Origin of the sequence: Psychrobacter sp. R86515 (genome assembly GCF_042466315.1) — a bacterium.
Taxonomy (GTDB): Bacteria; Pseudomonadota; Gammaproteobacteria; order Pseudomonadales; family Moraxellaceae; genus Psychrobacter.
The window spans coordinates 865,679-889,939 of the sequence record NZ_JAXHCC010000001.1 but is presented as its reverse complement, the minus strand read 5'-3'; the positions used below and the strand labels follow the sequence as shown (position 1 = coordinate 889,939).

23 protein-coding genes are annotated in these 24,261 nt (G+C 42.4%); 14 read left to right on the top strand and 9 right to left on the bottom strand.

Translation table 11 applies throughout. From position 1 onward, the window contains the following. The first annotated feature begins 751 nt into the window (after positions 1–751). From recN to SJY28_RS03730, 7 genes are all read left to right on the top strand, one after another. Positions 752–2,431 carry a DNA repair protein RecN gene (recN, locus tag SJY28_RS03760; protein ID WP_379543485.1) on the top strand — a complete coding sequence of 560 codons (1,680 nt, stop codon included), beginning with the start codon at positions 752–754 and terminating at the stop codon, positions 2,429–2,431. Positions 2,432–2,598: 167 nt separating this feature from the next. Next, positions 2,599–3,162: a YqgE/AlgH family protein gene (locus SJY28_RS03755; protein WP_379543484.1), complete on the top strand. Its 564-nt coding sequence runs from the start codon at positions 2,599–2,601 to the stop codon at positions 3,160–3,162. Positions 3,163–3,212: 50 nt separating this feature from the next. Continuing rightward, the gene (gene ruvX, locus SJY28_RS03750) at positions 3,213–3,788 is read left to right on the top strand and encodes a Holliday junction resolvase RuvX (RefSeq protein ID WP_379543483.1); all 576 of its coding nucleotides are present in this window, start codon (positions 3,213–3,215) and stop codon (positions 3,786–3,788) included. A gap of 86 nt (positions 3,789–3,874) precedes the next feature. After that, a complete protein-coding gene (locus tag SJY28_RS03745; protein WP_201572155.1) occupies positions 3,875–4,369 on the top strand; it encodes a hypothetical protein in 495 nt (164 codons plus the stop codon). An 83-nt stretch (positions 4,370–4,452) separates the two neighbouring features. Next, a complete protein-coding gene (gene tusA, locus SJY28_RS03740) occupies positions 4,453–4,779 on the top strand; it encodes a sulfurtransferase TusA (protein ID WP_379543482.1) in 327 nt (108 codons plus the stop codon). Positions 4,780–4,845: 66 nt separating this feature from the next. Further along, positions 4,846–5,784: a site-specific tyrosine recombinase XerD gene (gene xerD / locus SJY28_RS03735; RefSeq protein WP_238052746.1), complete on the top strand. Its 939-nt coding sequence runs from the start codon at positions 4,846–4,848 to the stop codon at positions 5,782–5,784. A gap of 68 nt (positions 5,785–5,852) precedes the next feature. Beyond that, complete coding sequence (locus SJY28_RS03730) at positions 5,853–6,182, top strand: DUF3817 domain-containing protein (RefSeq protein WP_379543481.1); 330 nt, start codon at positions 5,853–5,855, stop codon at positions 6,180–6,182. Positions 6,183–6,245: 63 nt separating this feature from the next. Here the strand turns inward: SJY28_RS03730 and SJY28_RS03725 are convergent, their stop codons facing one another. Next, positions 6,246–6,689 (bottom strand): PH domain-containing protein, encoded by a 444-nt coding sequence (locus tag SJY28_RS03725; RefSeq protein ID WP_379543480.1) that lies wholly within the window; start codon positions 6,687–6,689, stop codon positions 6,246–6,248. Between the two features lie 241 nt (positions 6,690–6,930). On the opposite strand from SJY28_RS03725, the gene SJY28_RS03720 reads away from it, so the two are divergent. After that, entirely contained in the window at positions 6,931–7,539 is a 609-nt protein-coding gene (locus SJY28_RS03720) for a class I SAM-dependent methyltransferase (RefSeq protein WP_101204678.1), read from the top strand. Between the two features lie 111 nt (positions 7,540–7,650). Here the strand turns inward: SJY28_RS03720 and lptG are convergent, their stop codons facing one another. Then, a complete protein-coding gene (gene lptG, locus SJY28_RS03715) occupies positions 7,651–8,859 on the bottom strand; it encodes an LPS export ABC transporter permease LptG (RefSeq protein ID WP_379543479.1) in 1,209 nt (402 codons plus the stop codon). Continuing rightward, positions 8,859–10,175 carry an LPS export ABC transporter permease LptF gene (gene lptF, locus SJY28_RS03710; protein WP_379543478.1) on the bottom strand — a complete coding sequence of 439 codons (1,317 nt, stop codon included), beginning with the start codon at positions 10,173–10,175 and terminating at the stop codon, positions 8,859–8,861. Before lptF ends, lptG begins: the two co-directional genes overlap by 1 nt. A gap of 492 nt (positions 10,176–10,667) precedes the next feature. On the opposite strand from lptF, the gene SJY28_RS03705 reads away from it, so the two are divergent. From SJY28_RS03705 to sstT, 4 genes are all read left to right on the top strand, one after another. Then, entirely contained in the window at positions 10,668–11,285 is a 618-nt protein-coding gene (locus SJY28_RS03705; protein WP_379543477.1) for a cysteine hydrolase family protein, read from the top strand. 225 nt (positions 11,286–11,510) lie between these two features. After that, a complete protein-coding gene (locus SJY28_RS03700) occupies positions 11,511–13,166 on the top strand; it encodes a leucyl aminopeptidase (RefSeq protein WP_379543475.1) in 1,656 nt (551 codons plus the stop codon). 7 nt (positions 13,167–13,173) lie between these two features. Beyond that, the gene (locus SJY28_RS03695; RefSeq protein WP_379543474.1) at positions 13,174–13,665 is read left to right on the top strand and encodes a DNA polymerase III subunit chi; all 492 of its coding nucleotides are present in this window, start codon (positions 13,174–13,176) and stop codon (positions 13,663–13,665) included. Positions 13,666–13,960: 295 nt separating this feature from the next. Beyond that, a complete protein-coding gene (gene sstT, locus SJY28_RS03690; RefSeq protein ID WP_057757687.1) occupies positions 13,961–15,163 on the top strand; it encodes a serine/threonine transporter SstT in 1,203 nt (400 codons plus the stop codon). Between the two features lie 62 nt (positions 15,164–15,225). Here the strand turns inward: sstT and SJY28_RS03685 are convergent, their stop codons facing one another. From SJY28_RS03685 to SJY28_RS03665, 5 genes are all read right to left on the bottom strand, one after another. Further along, positions 15,226–15,669 carry a hypothetical protein gene (locus tag SJY28_RS03685; protein ID WP_379543473.1) on the bottom strand — a complete coding sequence of 148 codons (444 nt, stop codon included), beginning with the start codon at positions 15,667–15,669 and terminating at the stop codon, positions 15,226–15,228. A 96-nt stretch (positions 15,670–15,765) separates the two neighbouring features. Then, complete coding sequence (locus SJY28_RS03680) at positions 15,766–16,086, bottom strand: chaperone modulator CbpM (RefSeq protein WP_379543472.1); 321 nt, start codon at positions 16,084–16,086, stop codon at positions 15,766–15,768. Between the two features lie 100 nt (positions 16,087–16,186). After that, positions 16,187–17,212 (bottom strand): DnaJ C-terminal domain-containing protein, encoded by a 1,026-nt coding sequence (locus SJY28_RS03675; RefSeq protein ID WP_379543471.1) that lies wholly within the window; start codon positions 17,210–17,212, stop codon positions 16,187–16,189. 151 nt (positions 17,213–17,363) lie between these two features. After that, on the bottom strand, positions 17,364–19,370 hold the full coding sequence (locus tag SJY28_RS03670) for a DUF4105 domain-containing protein (RefSeq protein ID WP_379544915.1): 2,007 nt from the start codon (positions 19,368–19,370) through the stop codon (positions 17,364–17,366). A gap of 167 nt (positions 19,371–19,537) precedes the next feature. Beyond that, a complete protein-coding gene (locus SJY28_RS03665) occupies positions 19,538–20,029 on the bottom strand; it encodes a DUF3015 family protein (protein WP_101204686.1) in 492 nt (163 codons plus the stop codon). A 499-nt stretch (positions 20,030–20,528) separates the two neighbouring features. Here SJY28_RS03665 and SJY28_RS03660 point away from each other — a divergent pair, with 499 nt between their 5' ends. After that, a complete protein-coding gene (locus tag SJY28_RS03660) occupies positions 20,529–20,891 on the top strand; it encodes a septal ring lytic transglycosylase RlpA family protein (RefSeq protein ID WP_057757673.1) in 363 nt (120 codons plus the stop codon). A gap of 72 nt (positions 20,892–20,963) precedes the next feature. On the opposite strand, the gene SJY28_RS03655 is transcribed toward SJY28_RS03660, so the two are convergent. Then, entirely contained in the window at positions 20,964–22,985 is a 2,022-nt protein-coding gene (locus SJY28_RS03655) for an ATP-binding cassette domain-containing protein (RefSeq protein WP_379543470.1), read from the bottom strand. A gap of 661 nt (positions 22,986–23,646) precedes the next feature. Between SJY28_RS03655 and erpA the strand changes: the two genes are divergently transcribed. Further along, positions 23,647–24,027 carry an iron-sulfur cluster insertion protein ErpA gene (erpA, locus tag SJY28_RS03650; RefSeq protein WP_057757666.1) on the top strand — a complete coding sequence of 127 codons (381 nt, stop codon included), beginning with the start codon at positions 23,647–23,649 and terminating at the stop codon, positions 24,025–24,027. Positions 24,028–24,261 lie beyond the last annotated feature (234 nt).

The window sequence follows — 24,261 nt, the reverse complement described above, 5'->3', positions numbered from 1 at the left end:
TCAAATAATTATGGCAAAACTAAAAAATAAGTAACGGGTTAAAGTACTGACAGAGTTGCACTGGGCTTCAAATACGCGACCAGTAAGCAAACATGCCTGCTTTAAATACTTTATCCCTCTATAGTAGATATCTGCGCGCTAAAGGTAGCCACAGGTTCTATGAAAACGCTTTTGAATAATGATTGAGTGGCATGTTTTTACCACTATACGCCTACAATTTTACAAAATTGTGACTCGTTATTAGGTTGCATAGCGCATCAAACTCATAAGAAGAGTTTATCATTATGTGAGATTATGCTACCACATTATATCTATAAAGTTTGTTAAAGCGACTAGGAAAATTCTATTTGATGGCAAGTATCTACCCGTTCTTTTAATATTCATTTGGTGTTTTTCTAGGCGGATGCTATGCCACTAACTTAGGTGGATTTTTATCATTATTAGTCAAAATACTTCTTTGCATACTATGCTTATCTTTAGATATCCAATTACCCTAACAATTAATATTATAGGTATTATGTTGATGATTTATTGTCAGTTTTTAATAGTTTTATGGTAATCTCCCAATAATAAATTCTGTTATACCTCATCTTAAAGTTTGTATTTACGCACATTTAACACCATACTATTTGCCTACAATATTTATCTAATTAGCAAGTTTAAACAGATATTTTCACTTCCTCATTTATCCTATTTATAGATGGCTTCCTAAGATTTATATGATGTCCATTGTCTGTCCTGAGAGGCGTTGATGCTAGTATCGTTAACTTTACATCAGTTTGCGTTGATTGCTCAGCATGAGCTGAGCGTGGCTGAAGGTTTTAATGTCATCACTGGTGAAACAGGTGCTGGCAAGTCGTTATTGCTAGATGCACTATCACTATGTGTCGGTGAGCGAGCAGACAGTGCGATGGTCAGGCATGGCGCTGCGCATGCAGATATCTACGCTCAATTCGATGTAGAAAATAACAGTATCGTCGCTGAGTGGTTTACCAAAAATGAGCGGCCGCTAGAAGAGCCTGAAGTACTTATTCGTCGACAATTAAGCAATACTGGCCGCTCAAAAGCATGGCTAAATGGTTCACCGGTTAGCTTAGCGGAGTTAAAGAGTTTAGGCACTTTACTGGTCAATATACATAGCCAACATGCTCAGCAAGCATTGCTTAAGCCGCAATTTGTGGTGCAATGGCTTGATGAGATGGCACAGATAACACCGTTAGCCATCCAAACTGCCAGTAGCTATCAAGCCTATCAGCAGCTAAAACGTCGAGCGGATGACATCGCGAGCCGCGAAGCCCAGCGTCAAGATCGTATTCAGTTGTTGCAGAGCCAATTAGCAGATATTGCGCCGTTATTGTCTGTGGACTACTCAGAAGTTGAATCTGAACATGAAGAGCTCTCCAATATTGAAGCCTTGATGCAAGAGGCCAGTCACGGTCTGCATTTGCTCGACAATGATACTGACGAGCCAGATGTCATGACCTTGCTCGGACAAGCGATTAAACTCTGTGACAACCAAGTAGGCGTCAGTCAAACGTTTGAACAAGCTTCTGAACAGCTCCATCTAGCACAGCAGCAAATCACTGAAGTGACTGCCCTGCTATCAGATTATGCTGAACAGCAGCTACCTGATCCTGAACGCTTACAGACATTAGACAACCTAATCAGCTTAGGACATCGTCTGTCACGTAAGCATAGCTTGCCAGCGAGTGATTTAATTGATGAAGCAAAAGGCTGGGAGGCGCAATTAGAGCAGCTAGAGAACGAGCCAAGCAGTGATGCAATGGCAGCGCAAATTGATCAGGCTTGGCAAGACTATCTCGCTCTGGCGACACAGTTAAATAAAGAGCGCACAAAAGCTGCTCCAATAATTAGTAAGCAACTTATCAAACAATTACAACCGCTGGCGCTACCCAATGCTCGCTGTGAATTTGTCTTTACCAAAAAATCTGAACCTAGTCAGTACAATGCCCAAGGTTGTTTCGATATTGATTTATTATTCAGCGCCAATGTCGGTATGCCAATGCAGCCTCTACATAAAATCGCCTCAGGTGGTGAACTGTCACGTATGGCGCTCGTGATGCAAGTCTTACAAGCGACCAATGCTGATAACAACGCTGCCAAGCCTATGTTGGTATTTGATGAGGTCGATGTCGGTATCAGTGGCGGTACTGCGCAAGTGGTTGGCGAGCTGCTACGCTCACTTGGCCAAACACAGCAACTGCTAGCCATCACGCACCAAGCACAAGTCGCGGCGCAAGCGCATCAACATATCTTGGTACAAAAGCACCATCAAGAACAGACCGAAAGCGAGCTACTCATACTGACCAACAGTGCGCAAGTAGACGAGTTGGCGCGTATGTCTGGTGGTGTCATTATTACTGATGTCACGCGCGATCATGCCCGCAGCTTATTATCCGATGTTAAATAACGCTCTATCTGACCTATCTAACGTTAAATAACCGTCCGTTTTCATCAAAACGGATGGTTATCTGAGTCTGTATGATGGTCAGTAGCAATTAGTGCGAATCTTGCTTTTCTGTTGATTATCACCATATAGTGGTCTTTCACCCTTATTATTAGGTTGCATTTGTTTCTATGTCTAAAACCAATTTGACCCATCATTTTTTGATTGCAGCACCAGAGCTGTCAGACCCAAGGTTTGAGCAGGCACTTATATATATTTGCCGTCATGACAAGCATGGTGCACTAGGTCTGATGGTCAATCGTCCGCTCGAGCAATCTCGTGTAGGTAAGCTGCTAGAAGATTTAGATATTGAAGTGACCAATCCGCAGGTGATGGAAGATGTGGCATTAGAGGGCGGCCCTATGTATCCTGAGGTCGGCTTTGTGCTGCATACTGGTCAGCCAGAATGGGCGTCTTCTTTTGCTATTTCGGAGAACGTTTGCATCACGACTAGCCAAGATATTCTAAAGCGTATCGCCGCAGGGCAAGGCGTCGGTCACTATCAGCTGTGCCTAGGTCATGCCAGCTGGGGCAAAAAACAGCTAAACCACGAGCTGAGTAATGGTGATTGGTTAGTCTGCCCTGCTGATCTGAATTTATTATTTGATACACCGTTTGAAGAACGCTGGCAAATCGCAGCCGACAAAATCGGTGTCAACTTTGACTATCTTAGTAGTGACATAGGTCATGCGTAATATCATACGCTCTACGAATTTAGATAAAGACATAAAGGACACCCATTACTATGGTAGATAGTACTTTTACAGCGAATAGCACAGACGCTATAGATAATGACATTGATATTGATACTCTCGATAAAGATATTAATATCATTGCTGAAACTATTGAGCCAGAGGTAAAGCCGCATCTTATCTTGGCGCTAGACTACGGCGTCAAAAAGATGGGTATGGCGCTCGGTAATACCATTACGCAGACAGCGCGTGCCTTTGACATATTGGCGATGAATAACGGTCAGCCAGATTGGGACAATCTAATTGGTATCATCAAAGTCTGGGGCGTGGCGCAAGTCGTGGTTGGTCTACCGCTTAATATGGATGGCACTAGCTCTATGCTTTCAAAACGAGCGCACAAATTCGCTCGTCGTCTGGCCCATAGAGTGATGGAGCAACATTTGCCAGTGACCGTATCATTGTGTGATGAGCGGCTGACTTCAATCGAGGCAAGAGAAATCGCATGGGACAATGGTTGGATCAAAAACGAACGCGACCCAATCGATGATATCTCCGCTTGTATCCTAATGTCGACCTATTTTGCTGATCATAATAGCAGTATCGCTATCGATGCAATCAAAGCAGAATAAAGCAGCCAAATAGGTAAAAGACACGCGTGCGGCTATAATGTCACTTCGATACATCGTACCTCTTAACGGATAAATGACTGATTACTATGACCACTGTCTCAGACCAACCCTCGCAACATAAGTCACAGCATGGTTTTGCTCCACTTGCTATTGCCCGTATTAAAGGCGCCCAACGTGCCAACCAAATAGCGATTTATCTCATTTATGCGGCTATTTTTGCATTTGTGGTCTTTGGCACGATTGCTAGTATCAAAGCTTTCCATGACAACCAGCTGCTTTATCAGTTATTTTACAATTTGCCCTACGCCCTGGTAGCCCTCACGATACCCATTACTATTTATGATGCATTGGTCGTTTATCGTTATCGCTTAAACCAACCGTCGATGATTGCCATGAGTATTGGCGTATCGACTATTATATTGGTTGGTGGATTAATTTTTGCCGATACTGCATGGTTGGGACTATCTTGTTGGCTAGGTGTGGCATTTTTATTTAAAGTAAGTTTTAAGCGGTTTTTTAACTTTTTAGAAGTAGCTGATACGCCTGATGCCGACGAAGAGGCTGAAAGTACTAAAGCATAGACGATCTACAAAGTACGCCATGATAAGCACTTAAGCAAACTACTTACCCTCAAATTCACTTATTTAGCTTTACGATAATGACTATGACCACTTCGATACCAGACACGCTTATCCACCATCACTTAGATACTCAAGGGCTCATTTGTCCTGAACCCGTCATGATGCTACACCGCGTCATTCGCAAAGCAGATGGCGGTGAAGTGATTGAGATATTGGCGACAGATCCAGCTACCACGCGCGACATTCCGAATTTCTGTCGCCATTTGGGGCATGAGCTAATAGGCCAAGAAACATTGGCTGAAAACGTGAGCTTAGACGCTGATCCTGATGAAATTACCATCGATAGCGATGATGATACGCTTGCAAGCGTAACGCTATATCGCTATCTGGTTAAGAAAAAAATGGCATGATAGGTTTGGCATTATTTTAATAACTGTCTGTTATTGCTAACTTAACCCCTACCTGAGTATTGTCCTATGAGCCGTGATCGTGCCGTGCAACAGCGTCAACCTAAAGCATTGGCGGTCGATGATGAGCCAGCTTATATGACTGAGTTTCGTCAAGCCATGCTAGCGCGCGGTCTAGCGACGCGTACTCGTAATGCTTATGTGCGAGACCTACGCTCTTGTGAGCTGACCAATTCTATTGCCCTGACACGCTGGCAGCCTGATGATGTGTTGCACTGTCTGTCACTCCTTGCTAAAGATGGCAAAACCCCACGTACACAAGCACGTATGCTCTCAAGCTTGCGTCAGTTTTATCTATGGATGATCGCTAGTAATCTGCGTGAAGACAATCCTTGTGAACGTATCAAAAGCCCAAAACTCGGACGTCCGCTGCCAAAAGACTTAGCCGAGGCTGACGTCGATAATCTACTTGCCGCACCTGATACCGGCACCGCGCTCGGTCTCCGTGACAAAGCCATGCTAGAAGTGCTTTATGCCTGCGGTTTGCGAGTGAGTGAGTTGATTAACCTCTCATTAGAGCAAGTGAATCTAAACTCAGGCTGGCTACAAATCACGGGGAAAGGGAATAAAACGCGACTGGTGCCCCTCGGCGAATATGCAGCGGATGCATTGGAAGATTACCTTTCTCATGGGCGTGGAGACTTGATTGCTCATTTAAAATCGGGGAATTGCCAAGCGGTATTTTTGACGGCGCAAGGCGGTTATATGACACGGCAGAACTTTTGGTATCTACTTAAGAAGTACGCCAAAGTTGCCAGTATCGATAAAGAATTATCCCCGCATACGTTACGTCATGCATTTGCCACGCATTTGCTCAATCATGGTGCAGATTTAAGAAGTGTGCAGTTATTGCTAGGACATAGCGATTTATCAACCACGCAAATCTATACTCATGTTGCAACGGCAAGATTACAGAAATTACATGCCGAGCATCATCCACGTGGGTAGCCTTACCATATTGTCATATGGGCAGCATTGAAATCTAATATTATTGATGATTGTAAAAGGAATATATCGTGTCGCAAGCTCAACCGTCTGCTTTAACGAAGCGTCAAAACTCTGCACTTAGAAACCTCACTATCATGGGTTATTTAGAAGGTACGTCTTTTCTATTGTTACTTGGTATCGCGATGCCACTCAAATATATGTTCGATATTCCAGAAGCGGTAAGCTATGTCGGTCCAGTGCATGGGGTATTATTCGTTGCTTATGTCATGGTATTAATCATCACCGCGAGCAGAATAAAAATGCCGCTTTGGGCGCTACCTGCTGGTGTGATTGGCTCGTTTTTGCCATTCGGACCATTTATATTTGATCATTTATTAAAGAAAAGTTTGAGGAAATAATTTCAAGAGAAATTCACTATCAGGAACGATGTATAGCTGAATCCAGCTAACGATAATGCCATTCTATTCGCCTGCAGTATCTATCACTATTCTAGGATTACGTGCCTGTATCTCGCGATAAAAACGTGGTTTATCTTTTGGTGAAATTAGTATTTCTTCATCTTGATATGATATTTTAATCCTATCTAATGATAGAGCTGGCGCAGAACTCATACTTCGAGTCGGCATAATATAGGTGATATCTGTAATCTCAATTTTTTGAACAGAGAATCCACTATCTACTTGTAGCTGTTCGTTCGTTAATATGTACTTAGTACCGAAAAAAGGGATGAGCATTAGTGCTGCAATAGGTCTGAGAGTAACCGTCATTAATATGGTTTGTATGAGGGATTTGTGAGCACCTCGCTTCCACTGCCATAATGGAACAGACACAGTAAATAAACTCAAACCCCAAAGTAACAGTGCAAGCCAGAAGTCTACTTTAGATACGAATGTAATGTCTGGCATAAATAATACTTAGCGACTATCAGGTTAAATTCGATTCTATCTTAAGCGATACCTCTTATCTAATATCTCTAGCATTTTTTCTTAAAAATTTTTGCAATATAGCAAAATGCAGTTCTAGAAATAGATAGCTGCAAACCCATCCTTTTCTCGTTACAATACCCTTATTAAAGTGCGTCATGATATACATGCTGCCTAAATGGGCTGCGCACTACCTTTTTCCTATCTATTATCCGAGAATCCCATGAGCCATAGACCACCTGCTGACCTATTAAAAAACGCCGAACACTGGCGCGAAGATATCAATTTTCGCCAAGAAGTGCTGGGTAAGCCGTTTGATTTTGCGACCACGTGGGGCATTTTTTCACCGCAAAAGCTCGATGATGGTAGCTTGATGCTGCTTGATTATGTAGATTTTGAGCAAGATGATGATTCGATCGATTTAGGCTGTGGTTATGGTGTACTTGGTATGACGGCAGCACGTGAATGTCCAAATGGTCAGCATACGCTGATTGATAAAGACTTTATGGCAGTAGAATATGCACGCCGTAACTGTGAGAAAAATGGTCTAAACAATGTCGATGTGCATTTATCAAATGGTTTTAATCATGTGGCAAAAGACAAAGACTTTAGCCTTGTGATGTCAAACTTGCCAGCCAAAGTGGGTAAAGAGCAGCATTATTTATACTTCCTCGATGCCTATGCACGTATGCGTAAAGGTGGCCGTTTTTATGTCGTCACCATCAACGGTCTGCGCCAATTTGTGAAACGCTCATTTACCGAAGTTTTTGGCAATAGCGATAAAATCAAACAAGGTAAAACCTATACGATTACGATGGCGACCAAAGACTAGTTTTAGCTTCTGATCGATTTTCAGTCATTTAAACTAAAATTGAAATTGACATAAAAAAGCACGCTAAATTAGTTTTAGCGTACTTTTTATTTGGTATAACCAACTGTCTTTTTACATCTGGCGTTTTATCAAGTATCCACCCAATAGCGCGCTGCCGATAATCGGCAATAGCACCATGAGCATTGGTGAAAAGCCTGTGGCTAGCGATACAAAACCGACTAAATCTTGTATATAGCTAAATAGCAAACCAAACAACAATGCCACGACGATACGCAAGCCTAAGCTGTGCGTCCGTAGCGAGCCAAAGACAAATGAGCAGGCGACAATCACTAGCGACAATATCGACAATGGCGATAGTAGCTTTTGCCAAAATGCGACTTCATGATCTAAAGAACGATTGCCCTGCTGACGCATAAACGTGCGATGCTCATACAGCTGCGTCAATGATAAATCTTCTGCCTTACGCGTTAGCAGATACACAGACTCTGGGGCAAAGGGTAAGCTTAGCGTATCTGATGGTGAAATGGCTTGGCTACTTTCAAAGCCCTGATTGATGGAGAGCTTAACCATATCATTTAGCTGCCACTCGTAACGATACTGCTCGCTTGGCTTTTCACTATTCACATCAATTGGTTCACGGCCAGTATATTTCCCACCTTCCGCATGGACAGCGGTTTGCAAATTTCCGTTGTTATCCAAATGCCAGCGTTTCACTTCGCCAATATTGCCTGCTACATCAGCATAATCAATATATAAAACGTCGCTACCATCAGGTGTAGCACTGCCATCTTCTGCGGTTTCGAATCGTGGTTGTGTCGTCCAGTAGCCGCGTACCGAAGTGACCAGTGAGGTACTGTCCTCATCATTAATCTGTTTTGCCAACTGATTAGAAGACGGTAGAACGAACTGATTAATAGCCAAGGCCAACAGTACAAATATCAAAGCGGGCTGCAATACCCAGCCGACGATGCGATAGATACTGACCCCAGCCGCGCGCATGACGACCAGCTCACTTTTATTAGCTAGCAAACCTAAGCCAATAACAGCACCCAATAGCGCACCCGTTGGGATAAATTGCTCTAAAAAGTATGGCGAACGATAAAAGATATATTTGAGCGCCTCGCCCATGGTGTAGTTATCATCTAACGAATCAAGCTCTGATAAGTAAGAAAAAATCAGCTGCAACGCCCATAAGCCAATAACGGCAGCGATAATAGCCAATAGAGCGTTGAGTTTAACATAACGACTGAGGACTTTTAGATTGGCAGGTTTTTTAGCCAATTGATTAGACTCGGCTGATTTGGCAAATAAAGAGCGCATTAAGACTGCCCTCCTTGTGAGCTGTTGTTCTGATTGTCTATGTCGCTAACTGAACTAGTTGCGGCAGCGGCTAGCCTATTTTCTTGTTTGCGAAAGCGCAATCGATGTTGCACACGGCTACCCCAATTCATATAAAGCGCCAATGCCATAAATCCTAAGATAAGCCATGCATACGCCCATACGCTGATGCTGTCTTTGCTCACTGCGTTTTTGAGCGAGATGATACCTAATGCACAGCTGACAAATAATAAAATAGAAGGAAACAAGCGTAGCCAACGTCCTTGACGCGGACGGACTTGCGCCAGTGGCACTGCCAACATAGGCGCGATAATCATCAGCCATGGTAGCGCCAAACGATAGCCAAGCTCACCTTGTGCAGCGCGCATTGCATTATTCGTGCCTGATGGTGAGCTACTCGTTGCGGCTTGCCACAATGGTCCTATCTGTTGCGTTTCAATATTGTCTTCGGTGATGATTTCCTGTGAAGACTCAGTCAAGGTGATACGATAACGATCAAAAGCGACTTGATTATATTTCAGACTGCCTGTGCCAACTTCGTAACGGCGTCCCTGAAACAGATCTAACTGAGTCACGCCGCTATTGCCAGTATCTACTTGCTCAGCACGCTTAGCCAGCGTGATAGTGTCTTTACTAATGTCCTTTGCACCACTATTTATAATATCTTTTGGGATATCAGAGATACCAATTTGTTCGGCCGTCTCACTGTCAATCGTGTTATTCATATCAGTGGCAGTAGCAGTAGCATTAACACTTTCGGCAGCACTACCTTTTTTCGCCGGTTCAGATTGGATCAATATCACATCTTGCAATTTTTTCTTATCATCGCTGAGACTACCCACGTATAAATGGTAATTACCGCTACTGATAAACTCGTTCGGACGAATCAAATCAAATGCACTGGTCAATGCTTGCTGCTGCCACACAGCCTCAGACGAGCGTACGCCCCAAGGTTTGCCAACGATAGATAGCGCCGCTTCACCAACGAACAGCGCCAATATTAATGGCGTCATCAACCGAGCAAGTTTACCGCGCGACACGCCACTAGCATTGATTACTGCCATTTCTTGATCGACATACAAGCGACCAAATACCAGCATCAAAGCGATAAAGAACGCTAGCGGTAAGATGAGTTCCAAAAAGTACGGTAGGTTATACCCAATGATCGTAAACAGTAGGCTGACGTCCAAACGACCTTCAGCAGCGATGCCAAAATAGCGTATCAAACGACCGCCAAGCATCATCACTACCAAAAACCCCAACACTAAGGCAGTGGTCGAGGCAACTTGTTGTGTCATGTAGCGGCGTAATATCACAATGGGTACTCTTAAACGGTTGGTATGTGCGCAATTGGTGATAAGCTTATTGAATATTTAGGTCTTACGACGATATATCATCGGCATGATATGGTCATTTAGATGCTTAAATAACGGTAAACGTTATTAAGCGACTGGTTAGCCATATTCAATAAACACAAGCGACAGATATAACCGCTAATGCTAGCATGTTTTGCCCAAAAATGGCTGTGAAATGTGTTTGTAAACATTACCTACACCTTGCTGAGAGCGCATTATTGACAATAATTAACAAATATAGCAAATATTGGATAAATAATTGATAAAACCTCAAATTACATCGAATTGATAGTATTTCTAGCGCTAAGTTTTTGCTTTATTTATTTTAGAAAGGTTTGTTTGTCATTCGTATCATCGAACATTTATCTCTGTTATTAATTGCTAGACTGACTGATAGAAAAATATACTTATATTGTTAAACGGAGAATAATACTAATGAATAAAACGATCTCTACACCCTCTACCCTACTTGAGCTCGCTGGCGGCACATTCGAAGCGCTTGATTGGTCAAATTGCGCGCTTGTTCTTATCGATTATCAAAACGAATACGTCGATGGCGCTATGCCATTAGGGGACGCTGGGGCAAAAGCCATCGCCAATGCGCGCCTACTACTCGATAGAGCGCGTCAGCAAGATTTACCTATCTTCCACATTACCCATCATGGCGCCAAGAATGGCAATGTCTTTGATCCTTTATCAGCTAATGTTGAGATAGTCGAACAGTTGCAGCCGCAAGATGGCGAAACAGTGATTGCCAAAAAGCATCCGAATGCCTTTTATGATACGCAATTACAATCATTGATCTCAGCAACAGAAAAAAAGCAGATTATTTTTGCAGGTTTTATGAGTCATATGTGCGTCAGCTCAAGCGTCCGCGCCGCATTTGATTTAGGTTTCGATAGTTTTGTCTGTCACGATGCCTGTGCCACTCGCGACTTACCTAGCGCTACAAGAGAGCCGATAAGCGCTGAAATCATGCATGATACTGCCATGGCCGCACTACAAGACAGATTTGCCGCGATGGTAACGACCGATGAATTGGTCAATGGCTAGTATGTTGGCATCATCGGAGAATGATAATGTAACCGTTAAACCATAGCGTAAGTTAGTACAGCATAATAATTCAAACGTATTACCTAAGACTTGCTAACTGCGCACAATTATCGCAATATGCTACACTACTGTGATTGCTCAACAGACCAAATAATCTAATAATATGACAGGTATAAGCAGTCATACAAATCCTGCAAATTTCATAACTCTAATAAGGATAACTATATGAATATCAAATTATCTCAGCATTTACCAAAGACCCATACGCAGAAAATCCTGAAAAAAGAAGCCAAAAGTAAAGACGATGCTTGTCTGGTTGTTTTAGTCGATGACAAGAAAAACATTCTGGCTGAATCTGTGCTAACGGAATATACCACTCGTATTGAGCAGCTGATTGAAGTATCACATTTCAAGGGCACTACCTGTGAGACTGTTGCTGACTATGCGCTGGCAGGTGATAAAAAAACCACTAAGCAAAACCCTGTTCAACTGCTGTTGGTCGGTGTAGGTAACACTGATAAGTTTAACAACACAATACTGCAAAAAATCGCCAATACTATCTATAGCAGCACTCAAAAGCGTGTGTCTTCTATCACTGTCGCCTTGGGTGATGCATTAGAAGAAAACCATTTTGGTCAATTTGCCCTTAATCTGTTGGCAGCAAGCTACCGCTTTGACAAGTATAAGTCTGAGCAAGCGAGTCCTGTATTGACTGATGTCTATCTGTTAGCTGATGAGTCACTACAGCCTGCACTTGCCTTTGCTCAGTCAGTATTTGCTGGTCAGAGCCTCACTCGTGATGTGGCCAATGAACCTGGCAATATATGCTTCCCAGCTTACATGGCTGAACAAGCTCAAGAACTTGCAAAAACTTACCCTGACCTATTAACCGTGAAGGTACTAGGTGAGGACGAGATGTCAGCGCTAGGTATGCATTGCTTCTTGGCCGTTGCACAAGGCTCTACCAAAGAAGGTAAACTGGTACTCATGGAGTACCGTGGTAAATCAGAATTTAGTTCAAATGCAGGCACTACCGAGCACACCACTAGCAACGCAAAAGTGAGTGGTCTAAAGGCATTGGCCGATAAACTACCAACCAAAAAGTCAGCTAAAAATGCAAGCAAAAATAGCAATGACCATGTACAAGCGACCAATGACGACGCACCTATCGTATTAGTCGGTAAAGGCGTAACCTTTGATTCAGGCGGTATCTCAATCAAGCCAGGTGCGGCGATGGATGAGATGAAGTTTGACATGGGTGGTTCGGCGTCAGTACTTGGTACAATCAAAGCGTTGTGCGAAGCTCGTCTACCAATCAACGTCGTTGGTGCGCTAGCCTGTGCTGAAAACATGCCATCAGGTGATGCAACACGTCCAGGCGATATCGTCAAAGCGATGAATGGTAAATCAGTCGAAATCTTAAATACTGATGCTGAAGGTCGTTTAGTACTAGCAGATACCTTGTGCTACGTGCAGCGCTATCAGCCAAAAGCCATCATCGATGTTGCCACCTTGACTGGCGCTTGTGTGGTTGCACTAGGTCATGTTCGTTCAGCAGTATTTAGTAATGATGAAGATGTCCTGTTTGATTTAGAAAATGCCAGTAACCTATCAGGCGATCTTATTTGGCATATGCCTTTGGATGATGAATATCAAGCTCAGCTTGACTCACCAATCGCTGATATGCAAAACATCGGTGGTAAAGGTGCTGGTGCGGTAACTGCTGCCTGCTTCTTATCGCGCTTCATTGAAGAAGGTCAAGCATGGGCGCATTTAGACATCGCTGGTACTGCATGGAACTCAGGTAAAGACAAAGCAGCCACTGGCCGTCCTGTACCATTGTTTATGCAATATCTAAAAAACAGCGCAGAGATGGCTTAATCCATTTATGAAAATTAGTTTTTATGTATTAAGTGAAAGTAAGGCCCAAGATTTCTTGGGCTTTATTTGTCAGCTGACTCAGACGGCGCTTAACAAAAGCGCTCAGTCTTTGCTGATTTTAATTGAAGATGAGACATTATTAGCAAATCTAGATACGGCGCTTTGGGCACAAGAGTCCACGAGTTTTATACCGCATCAATGTCTTTCTGATAATGACAATAAAAGTACTAATGATAGAGATACTGATGATAGCAACGTTGCTACTTCTGAAGTATCAGCGCCTGTACTGCTAGGCAATCATATGCCAGCTGATTTTAACGGTATCGTGCTCAATACGACGACACGTCCCGTCAACGATTTTATGGCTGCTACTAATAATTCAAAACCCTCCCGAGTCCTTGAGCTGATTCTACCTGATGCCACAAGTACCCAAGAAGGTCGCAATAAATATAAAGCCTACCAGCAATTAGGTCACAATCTGACCCACTTTAAAGTGTAGCTTTGCCGTTTATTTCCCTCTTACCTTTCATAGCGAAATCTCTTCCTAACCTATATATTACTACCTATATCGCTGCTTTTACTCTCCTATAAATGAGGTATTCTGAGTAGCTAGCCCTTGCCTATAAGTGCTGCATTCTTTTTTATACTGATTATATAACTCTGCTAACTCTCCATTTGCGCACAGTAGCTACTGCTATGAGCGGTATGCGAATATGTCAAAAAATGCTACCATCCTTCGATAAATTTTCTGTTGTGACAATTCACTTACTTTTAACGGACTTGAGGGTGTACAGATGCGTTCATTAATTGCGATGTATCAGCGTATAGGGCTGGTGCCGCTTATTATTATTGGTTTGGTGTTAGGGGTATTGATTGGTTGGCTGGCGCCAAGTATCGGCACCGCCATAGGGTTGCTTGGTACACTCTTTGTCGGCGCACTAAAAGCAGTCGCTCCCATTCTAGTATTTATTCTGGTTATGGCAGCCATTAGTCAACATCGCAGTGGCAATGAAGTCTACGTAAAGCCGGTGCTTATCATGTACATGTTCGGCACTTTTTTGGCAGCACTAACGGCAGTCGGTGCCAGCTTTTTGTTCCCGACCGAGCTGGTCTTGATCAACGCCGATATTGCACAAGTACCACCTGCTGACCTAAAAGAAGTCTTGACGAACTTGCTCATGAACTTGGTCGCTAACCCTATCAATGCAATCGCTGAAGCCAACTACATTGGTATCTTAGCATGGGCAATTATTATCGGTTTTGCATTGCGCCAAGCCAGTGATACTGCTCGCAATGTTGTCGGTGATTTTGCTGATGCCATCTCACAAGTGGTTAAATGGATTATTGCTTTAGCCCCATTTGGTATCTTAGGCCTAGTCGCTAGCACGGTTGCTGAGACAGGCTTTGCTTCTTTGGCAGGCTACGCGCGTATCTTAATGGTATTAATCAGCTGTATGTTATTCATTGCGTTGGTCGCCAATCCGCTTATCGTCCTTATTAAAACGGGCAAAAATCCTTATCCACTCGTATTCAGATGTCTGCGCGAATCAGGAATTACTGCCTTCTTTACACGCAGTTCAGCGGCCAATATTCCAGTCAACATGAACCTTGCCCGTAAGCTTGGATTGCATGAAGACACTTATTCGGTGACCATTCCACTAGGTGCCACTATCAATATGGCGGGTGCTGCGATTACCATTAATGTCTTAACGCTTGCTGCTGCTCATACGTTGGGTATCGAAGTGACGTTTGCATCAGCGCTGCTACTCAGTCTGGTTGCTACGATTAGTGCTTGCGGTGCTTCTGGTGTTGCTGGTGGTTCGTTGCTATTGATTCCACTCGCTGCTAGCTTATTTAGCATTCCAAATGATATCGCGATGCAAGTAGTTGCGATTGGCTTTATCATCGGTGTGATTCAGGATTCAGCTGAGACTGCCTTGAACTCTTCAACTGATGTATTATTTACCGCAGCAGCTGATCCTACTTATTCACGTTAATTTTTAGCAAAGCAGTTTCTGTAAATAGAAAAAAGGGCCTTTAGCGGGCCCTTTTTTGATGTTCATTGATTCAGTTTACCAAGCATCCAATACGTCAACATAGATAATAACGCAGTAAAAAATATTGAATATTTCAATGTTGTCTTATGACGTTTGACTTCCATCATAGTGTCTTCATAACTATGAATAACTTTATCACCTGATTTTAGAGTAACCATCTGTAACCTATTATTTGTATACCCTAAAATACCGTATTGTCTATACCATCCAATAGTTGCCATCTTACCAACATAGGGCTCAAAATCATTGCTTGAACCACAGCTACGATCGGATGTACCAAAAAATGCTTGTGAATATGCGCAGGAAAACTCCAGTATTGTTTTGGTTTTTTTATCGTAAAAAGCCAAGTACTGCTCTGTCGACTTTGAATTGTGATCTGTTCTTACATTTAGAACATCTAGCTTGCCAGAATAATAATGAAGTTCGTTCTCCTTAGGGATGCTCATATCAGGATATGTCGTTATTAATACGCAACTTCCTACGAAGAGACTCACAGCTAGAAGTAAGTCGACTTTTCTAATAGGATAAAATCTTCCCATTAATTATTTATCCTCAATATTCACTTCTATAACGGGCGTTGACTGCGCTAGTTGGTGCTTGAGCTGACGCAATTGCTCAACCTCATCTAACAGCTCAAGTATCAAACCAATTGCTGGTACGCTGGCTTCAAAATCACGACTCAAACGCGATGCACGGCGCACTGTCGTCAGCTGATAACCAGTAAATTTTTCATGCTCTGGTACATCATACTCAATGATATTTTCTTCGATTAATTCGATGACCCATTGGCGCTCTTGGCCACAGGCAGAGACCAGTTCATCTAAGCTCATGATGATGTCTGTAAATTCAGTCGAGTGGTTCATAGCTATTATCCTCGTTTTCTCTTTATTTCATCGGTATCGTATTCATCTCTGCTATTCGTTTATTACTTCAGTAATAAGTAATGGTTGTTCATAATCTTGTTTAACGACTAATATTGGTATCAGCAAAGGCTTGCTTTAGCTGCTCATAAGCCTGTCTCAACACATCACTACTGACATCAGGATTGACGATATTTAAAGTTAGATACAAATCACCTGCTTCCTTGGCAGGGATACCTTTGCCTTTAAGACGTAAATTGCTACCAGACTTGCTATTCTTAGGAATGGTCACACCAAGCGTACCCGCTGGCGTACTGATGTTGATTTTTTCACCCAATGCTGCTTCCCACGGTGCAATATTCACGGTTTGATAAACGTCTGCGCCTTCTATACGAATATTGGCATCATGACGAATTTTAACCTTCAAAAACAAATCGCCATTTTTGCCATTACTGCTACCAGCAGCGCCTTGCCCTGCCAAACGAATTTGCTTACCGTCAGTGATACCTTTAGGAATTTTTATCTTAAGGGTTTTATTGTCGTAGTCGACATTACCATTGGGCTGACGAACAGGGACGTTTAGCTTAATACTATAGTCGTCGCCACTATAGACTGAAGACAAATCAACGGTAATCTCGGCATGCTGATCCTGACCTTTGCTATCTTGCGTCCCAAAGCCACCACCAAACTGATCAAAGCCGCTGCTTTGAGAGCGACCATCCGTCTGCTCACCAGCTGACCCACGTGCGCCGCGACCAAATGCTGAAAAGATATCATCGAAGCGGAAACCACCATCACCAAAGGCCTCACCGTCACCAAACTGATCTTTGATATCTTCCCAGCGAAAACCACCTTGACCCGCACCAGTTTGCCCATTGCCACCAAACCCACTTGATCTACTTTGACCTGCAAACGGATTATTGAGCATAGCGTCATATTCGGCGCGCTTGTTTTTATCTCTGATCGTTTCGTAAGCATTGTTTATTTCTGCAATTTTATTATCAGCGTCTGGATGATCACTGACATCGGGATGGTATTGACGAACAAGCTTACGGTATTTTTTTTTGATATCAGCGTCTGAGGCGTCTTTTTTGACCCCTAAAATGTCATAGTAGTTTTTCTCTGCCATGTTATTTTCCCCAAAATAAAAACATATTAGTGGTATCAGTCTGCCAATTTCAAACGATACGGTATAAATAGCTACTAGATTTTGCTATAGCAATTTTTGTAGCCTACTTATCATCATAACAATAATTACAACAAACACCGTTATATAAATATTACCAGTAGTGATGCCAAGCGATAGCAGCGTCTATCGTATTTGAATCACTTAACACTACGCTATTATTGGTCATCACAGTGTCTGAATATGTCATTATAAGTCTGGCGTCGTTATTCTTTGATAGCTGCTGGCGTAATGTCAATTTGGTAAAATCAATAGCAGCGCGCCCTTCTCGCTTTGAAGTGACGTAAGACAATTCAGCACTTTGGTTATTACGTTTCATACGTAAGCCAAGCTCAATACCGATATCTGCGTGTTTATCTTGATCATGGACCGTCGCATTGACCATACTATAGCCAAGTATATGCTTACCAAACTTAGCGCCTGCGCCAACGCCAGCTTGTGCGTAAGGGCTATGTCGCTTGCCAGTAAACATGTCTGTACGAGCGCCTGTTTTCAGTTGCCAAGACAGTTTAGGTTCGCCTGATAACGGTTGTCTAAGATCTTCAATCTGCTGCATGTCTAAAAATACGAAATCCGTCAATGTCCATTGATGCACATCAAAGCTATAACCCAGTGACGCTTTTACGGCTTCAAAACGTTTATCAATATCTGTATGAGCGTTAAGTGGGTCTTTTACAAATAACGATAAACCAACTTCTGCCCTCTCGTCAGATAAAACGACGGTAGTCTGCGTGGTTTTGTTACTCAATGCTGGAGAGGGTTTGTTCGGTACAGTCAGCTGAGCCAAACCATTGCTAGCTGGTAGCGCAAAACGCTGACTGAGCAATTCGCTTTTGAAAGCTCGCTGCTTCAGTGTCTTGTCTTGTGTGATTTTATAAGTACGATGTAAGATCAGAAAATCAAGCGCAACTGCCTTATCGTCCGCGTTTAAAGTAGCAAGTGGGGCAGTGTTTTCTGTACGAATGACAGAGTTTATGATGGCTTGTATTGGCTTAGATAATTGTACAAACTTCTCGCGCAGTTGCGTTTGTTCAGAGGGCAAATAGCGTACTGAAGACACTAAGAAATCAGCGCCGTTGTCGTGTTCTAATAGCTGATCGAATACATAATCTGGCGCATACCAAGGACCTACTCGCTCAGTCGTTTTTATGTCGCTTATCAGCTCAAGCATCTCTCCTGAGCGATAACCACAATTTTGTTTGATAAAATAATAGTCAAATCGAGCAGACTTTGCTTCGTACAAATGATAGTTCAATAATTGTGTTTCAAAGGTATCTAGATTGAGCACGTACTCCCACATATCACGTTGCTCGTTCTTGGAATATACCGCGTCTTGTTTAAAAAATTCCGTCTCTGAAAACCCAGCATCATAAAACCCAAATAGTCCTTTTAGCGCATACATCGCACCGTTCTCATTTTCTGGAATACGAGCACCGAAGTTGTATGAGTTATTAAGTAAGTCCTCGCTAGATAACTCTCTGACATCACTGTTCGTATTATTTGCATTATCTATAGGCGTGTTGGTTTTGACCAGTACATGACCAAATGAAGAAGCTGGGTTTTTTAGGTAGCTGCTTACTAGGATAAGGCTTATTTCTTGATTTGCATCAGGTAATTTTGAGCAGTCTTTGAGATCAACGTTCAGCTCTGGTAAATGGTGATTAAGCCATAAATATCTGGCTGGATACTTACAAACTACGCCCTCATTATTTATTTGCTCTATCGTTGCTATAAGCTCTGCATAGGGATCAAAATTACGTTTCGAACGAGGCTTAGGATTGGTTAAATAAAAATATGGTGAGATGACTTCAGCCTTGCCATTTTTATAAAACAATAAATGTTGCCACTGGGAGTGCTTAGCCAATGATTTTAGTCTTATGGGGTCAATAGCGGTATCTTTTTGAGAGTTCCAGTTTTGCTCCTGTACCTGCGCTTCATTGAGTCGTTGTACGCTTTGCACAGTATCTGACAAGTTCTCGGGATCACTTAAAGCCAAGTCTGCTGCGATAGCCGAATCATTACTAGAAGAGAATTTATCTACTGTTACGGGCGCTACAGCATAGGCTTTCGTTTCATCAACTTCTGCGTTGCAAATAGTCATTGCAGACAAACAGGCCACCCATAAAAACATCTTTTGCATTTTATTTAGATACCATAAATACATGAGCAATAAAAAACACGTAAGCACTAGGTTTACGTGTTTTTATCATTAAAACATTAAAAGTTTGAGTATTAAACTAAAAATTTAATACCTAATACTTTCAATATTTAGATAGCACAGCTTTGTTTAACGATGCTAAATAGCGTCTCAGCATTTTGATCTTGCGTAGCAGTACGATAGGCAGAAGTCTGAGTATATTGACCATATTGTGCGCGTACACTAGCGGCTGAATCACAGTTAGCAACACTTTGTAAGGCAGATAAATGAGCTCCTTGACCTGAAGCTAAGTCTTTTTCCACACTTGGGAATGCTTCTTTGATCAAAACAGCTGCTCTAACATTGCCACCTTGGCAAGTTTCAGGAGACATAGAATTAGAAGTCGCAGCGGTAGTACCCCAATCCCAAGTCACATTAGAGATAATAGCAAGGATAGGGCTTGAGTTACCGAACAAAGCGCCACCAATACCACATTCTTTATATACTTGCTCAATCGTACGACCAGTCTCTACTTTTTTAAATTTAGAGCCAAGATCAGCATTCGCTGTACTAAATGGAATCATTGCCGCGACAACTGAAGCGAACGCAATTTTTTTCAACATAAAACTTCCTCGAAAGACGATAAAAAATAGATTATTTGACCAAAAATCAAACTTATCATGAGTGTATTTGATAGATACTCTAGAATAATGTTTAACCTTATGCATTCTACAAAATAGTAAGAATATAGCAAGGTTTTTTTACATTATATTATCTATTTCTATTTGAGCTTTCATAACGTTAATTATGCTATATCGATAGATTTGGTCTTTATATATTACCTATTTATATTACGTTCTTAGCTTTCCAGTATTTTGTCGGCTTCTTTATGAGAATCACTCTTTATAAGTCTATTTTTAGTACCTACGTCATCATTATTCTTGCTAAAAAATAGCTATTTTTCCTTAAAAAACAGCTATTTGACCTCATGAGTTTTTTACACGACAGTAATAATATGACAAGCTAGCTCTTGTAGAATCCCCTATTATTCATACTCATAGGGAGTATAGATAACGTAGGCAAGAGCATCTGTCTATTTTATTAATTGCTTAAAGGTATTAAATGTCTTATTTAATCAAGTCTTTGGTTGTCACTTTATCGCTACTACTTAGCACCACAGTTTTCGCTGCCAATACCAGTTATTACGGTAGTAAGTTTCATGGCAAGCGCACAGCGAGTGGTAGTATCTTCAACATGAACTCTTTAACCGCTGCACATCGCACGTTACCGTTCGGCACGAAGGTACAAGTAACCAATCAAAAGACAAAGCAGAGCGTCGTTGTAAAAATCACGGACAGAGGACCTTTTATTAGAGGTCGTATCCTTGATTTATCCAAAGCCGCTGCTGGTGAAATAAACTGTCAGCTTTGTACGACCACGATGGAAATACTGTCGTACGGCGATGGCAAATATCGTAAGGAATAATGTAATAAAAAAGGGATGGCTTATGCCATCCCTTTTTTATGTCTGCTTATATTACTAACTATCTAGAACGCTTTATGCGAACTTAGCTTCCATCTCTTCTAAGGTCGTCATTGATAGTAGTAACTTCTCTTCATTATCACTATGCTGCTGCTGTAGCGCCGTTTGCTCATTTAGCAATACAAGCAAGTCAGACTTACGGCTCTCTTCGTACAGCTCCGTATCAGCCAGTTTTTCTTCAAGCGTCACAAGCTGCTTATCAATCTTAGCCAGTGTCTTTTCTGTTTCCTCTATCTCGCGGCGGATAGGTGCTGTCATTTTACGCTGTTCAGCCGCTAGCTTACGCTGCTCTTCTTTACTAAGTGCAGGCGTCGCAGCCTTACTCTTTGATGAGTTATCAGATGCTTTGTTGCTTACTTGGCTATTATCTGTTTCACGTGAAACAAACTTCTTACTCTCTTTTTTACTTTTTTTCTTACCGGTATTCTTATCTGATGCATTCTCTTGCTTGCGCTTCTCTGCTAGCCACTTACCATAGTCACCAATGTCGCCATCGAACTCTTCGATGATGCCATCATGTACCAGATACAGCTCATCACAGACATTAGCAATCAATTCTCGATCATGCGAGACTAGTACCACTGCGCCCTTAAAACCTTGTAATGCAATCGTCAATGCTTGACGCATTTGCAAGTCTAAATGGTTGGTTGGCTCATCGAGTACAAGGACGTTTGGACGTTGCCAGACGATCAGTGCCAAGGTCAAACGCGCGCGCTCGCCACCTGAGAATAGCTCGCTTGGTGTATCAATACGCTCACCGCGGAAGTCAAAGCTACCCAAGAATGAACGTAGCATCGCATCAGAGGTTTTGCCTGCTAGGCGACGTAACATCTCTATAGGCGTTGCTTTGGCATCTAGGATATCCATTTGATGCTGATTGAAATAGCCAAGCTTTAAGGTATCCGAAACACGATACTTTCCTGTTAGTACGCCAAGCTCACCGACTAATGCTTTAATCAGCGTTGATTTACCAGCGCCGTTCATACCCAATAAGCCAAGACGGGTGTCAGGGGTTACCTGTACATTGGCATTGTGTAGAAGCGGTGTCTCACTATAGCCAATATCTGCGTTGGTCAGCTCAATCAGCGGTGAGCTCATGTTTGCAGGCTCGTAGAACTGGAACGAGAAAGGATTGTCAGCCATCATTGGTGACAGTTCTGCCATACGCTCTAACTGCTTAATACGGCTCTGTGCTTGCTTAGCTTTACTGGCTTTAGCACGGAAACGACGAATAAAGTCATCCAAGTGAGCCTTGGTCGCTTCTTGCTTTTCAAACGCTTGCTGCTGCTGCGCCATACGCTCGTGACGGGTACGAATGAACTGCTGATAGTTACCAGTATAAAGGGTTATTTTTTGTTGCTCTACATGCAGGATATGACCGACTGTCGCGTCCAAAAACGCTTGGTCATGCGAAATCACAATGACCAAACCCATATAAACATTGATCCATGTTTCAAGCCACAGAATAGCGTCCAAGTCCAAATGATTGGTTGGCTCATCGAGTAACATCAAATCAGCACGGCTCATCAAGGTTTTGGCGAGGTTCAAACGCATACGCCAACCACCAGAAAACCCTTCTACTGGCAGCTCATGCTGGCTAGTCTTAAAACCAAGACCTGCCATAATTTGTGCTGCTTTGGTCGGCGTACGATATCCGTCGATTTCATCGAACTGTTGGTGTAGCACACCAATTTGCTCATCACTGACACTGCTCAAATCATTTAGTGCAGCATTAATTTCATACCACTGCTCATCACCGCTCAATACATAATCGATTGCAGACTGCGTCGTAGCACCAACTTCCTGTGCCATGTGCGCCACATGCCAGCTATCAGGAATACTGACCTCACCTTTATCAAGGGTGACCTCTGTATCGCCTGTACCCATCTGCGTCAGTAGTAGCGCAAATAAGGTAGATTTGCCTGTGCCGTTGTTGCCCGTCAGTCCAACTTTGTGACCTGGATGGAGCTGAAAGCTTGCACCTGCAAACAATTCACGACCATCACGGCGAACACCAACGTCTTTAAATTCGATCATATAATTTCTTCATCTCAACAATAATATAGGTATAGGGCAATAAGAAACACACATAGGGTATGCCAACTGGCGGCTATTATTTCAAACGCTTGCTCCATAGGCAAACAATTAAATAACTATTTCAAAACTAAGTATTTATTACGCTAAACACCTTAAGTTGCACAAGCGACTCTTGAGCTCATACATGGTTGTTACTATTATAAAGGTTATAGCCGTAAAATACCGTAATATGACTAATAAGCTTTAAGACTGCCTAATATTATTAAGTAGTGTTTTATATAGTCACACGCTATTATTTTTTAGTCTGGTTATTGGTTTAGCCCCTTGACGCAGTTATTTTAAAAAACACAATATCAAAAATGGAACACTGCTATTCATTAGTAAAATTCAGTAGTTGCATCACTCTTGACAAACGAATCAGCACCCCCATTATGATATACTGCTAAAAGATAAGTGCCCACTATCAATAGAGCCAATAAAACGTTGTAGTAGCACAAATACTATTTTGAAATTGTACAAACAGCTTATAATGCACCAATAGCTTTGCCATAATGACAGCACCCAATTAAATCAAACGCCGTGCGTATCTTTATTTGCAAGTACCCTATTGCAAACCCAAACAGGACGACGACCGCATTTGATCCTAGCAACTGAGGTAGATATGAACGAATCAGCCAACCAATTTAGCCCAAGCTCAAGCCAGCCAGTAGACCCAACCGTATTAAGCCTAACCGATAGTGCGGCGCAAAAAGTACGCCGTCTACGCGAAGAAGAAGGCGATAGCGATCTTATGTTACGTGTCTATGTGACAGGTGGTGGTTGTTCTGGTTTCTCTTACGGGTTTAACTTTGCCAACGATCTAAACGAAGACGATGCCAATTTTGATAATGGTGATGTGACGTTAGTCGTCGATTCGCTAAGCTATCAATACTTGCAAGGCTCGACCGTTGACTATACTGAAGGACTGGAAGGGGCACGTTTTGTCGTGACCAATCCAAATGCCACGACCACTTGCGGCTGCGGTTCGTCATTCTCTATATAAGCCAAATAGACGCGGTCGCGCTATGATTATTAAGATAATGCGATAGTGTGCCAATACTATGTCAAATGGCTTGTAGGCATAATGAACAAAGCATCTATCTCTCAGGTAGATGCTTTTTTTATCAAACTGTCTGGCCAGAATAACACTATATTCGAGATGAATTTGTATTAAAAACAGGGTCAAAATCCTCACAAATCGCTTTGCCTAAAGCTTATCGTATTTGTAATTGTCCGT

Coding starts and splice junctions, on each gene's coding strand:
- SJY28_RS03680 (WP_379543472.1), bottom strand. CDS start 16,086: ATGAACCACTCGACTGAATTTACAGACATCATCATGAGCTTAGATGAA.
- SJY28_RS03675 (WP_379543471.1), bottom strand. CDS start 17,212: ATGGCAGAGAAAAACTACTATGACATTTTAGGGGTCAAAAAAGACGCC.
- xerD (WP_238052746.1), top strand. CDS start 4,846: ATGAGCCGTGATCGTGCCGTGCAACAGCGTCAACCTAAAGCATTGGCG.
- SJY28_RS03755 (WP_379543484.1), top strand. CDS start 2,599: ATGTCTAAAACCAATTTGACCCATCATTTTTTGATTGCAGCACCAGAG.
- lptF (WP_379543478.1), bottom strand. CDS start 10,175: ATGACACAACAAGTTGCCTCGACCACTGCCTTAGTGTTGGGGTTTTTG.
- tusA (WP_379543482.1), top strand. CDS start 4,453: ATGACCACTTCGATACCAGACACGCTTATCCACCATCACTTAGATACT.
- SJY28_RS03670 (WP_379544915.1), bottom strand. CDS start 19,370: ATGACTATTTGCAACGCAGAAGTTGATGAAACGAAAGCCTATGCTGTA.
- SJY28_RS03705 (WP_379543477.1), top strand. CDS start 10,668: ATGAATAAAACGATCTCTACACCCTCTACCCTACTTGAGCTCGCTGGC.
- SJY28_RS03655 (WP_379543470.1), bottom strand. CDS start 22,985: ATGATCGAATTTAAAGACGTTGGTGTTCGCCGTGATGGTCGTGAATTG.
- SJY28_RS03745 (WP_201572155.1), top strand. CDS start 3,875: ATGACCACTGTCTCAGACCAACCCTCGCAACATAAGTCACAGCATGGT.
- erpA (WP_057757666.1), top strand. CDS start 23,647: ATGAACGAATCAGCCAACCAATTTAGCCCAAGCTCAAGCCAGCCAGTA.
- SJY28_RS03725 (WP_379543480.1), bottom strand. CDS start 6,689: ATGCCAGACATTACATTCGTATCTAAAGTAGACTTCTGGCTTGCACTG.
- SJY28_RS03695 (WP_379543474.1), top strand. CDS start 13,174: ATGAAAATTAGTTTTTATGTATTAAGTGAAAGTAAGGCCCAAGATTTC.
- lptG (WP_379543479.1), bottom strand. CDS start 8,859: ATGCGCTCTTTATTTGCCAAATCAGCCGAGTCTAATCAATTGGCTAAA.
- sstT (WP_057757687.1), top strand. CDS start 13,961: ATGCGTTCATTAATTGCGATGTATCAGCGTATAGGGCTGGTGCCGCTT.
- recN (WP_379543485.1), top strand. CDS start 752: ATGCTAGTATCGTTAACTTTACATCAGTTTGCGTTGATTGCTCAGCAT.
- SJY28_RS03665 (WP_101204686.1), bottom strand. CDS start 20,029: ATGTTGAAAAAAATTGCGTTCGCTTCAGTTGTCGCGGCAATGATTCCA.
- SJY28_RS03720 (WP_101204678.1), top strand. CDS start 6,931: ATGAGCCATAGACCACCTGCTGACCTATTAAAAAACGCCGAACACTGG.
- SJY28_RS03700 (WP_379543475.1), top strand. CDS start 11,511: ATGAATATCAAATTATCTCAGCATTTACCAAAGACCCATACGCAGAAA.
- ruvX (WP_379543483.1), top strand. CDS start 3,213: ATGGTAGATAGTACTTTTACAGCGAATAGCACAGACGCTATAGATAAT.
- SJY28_RS03685 (WP_379543473.1), bottom strand. CDS start 15,669: ATGAGCATCCCTAAGGAGAACGAACTTCATTATTATTCTGGCAAGCTA.
- SJY28_RS03660 (WP_057757673.1), top strand. CDS start 20,529: ATGTCTTATTTAATCAAGTCTTTGGTTGTCACTTTATCGCTACTACTT.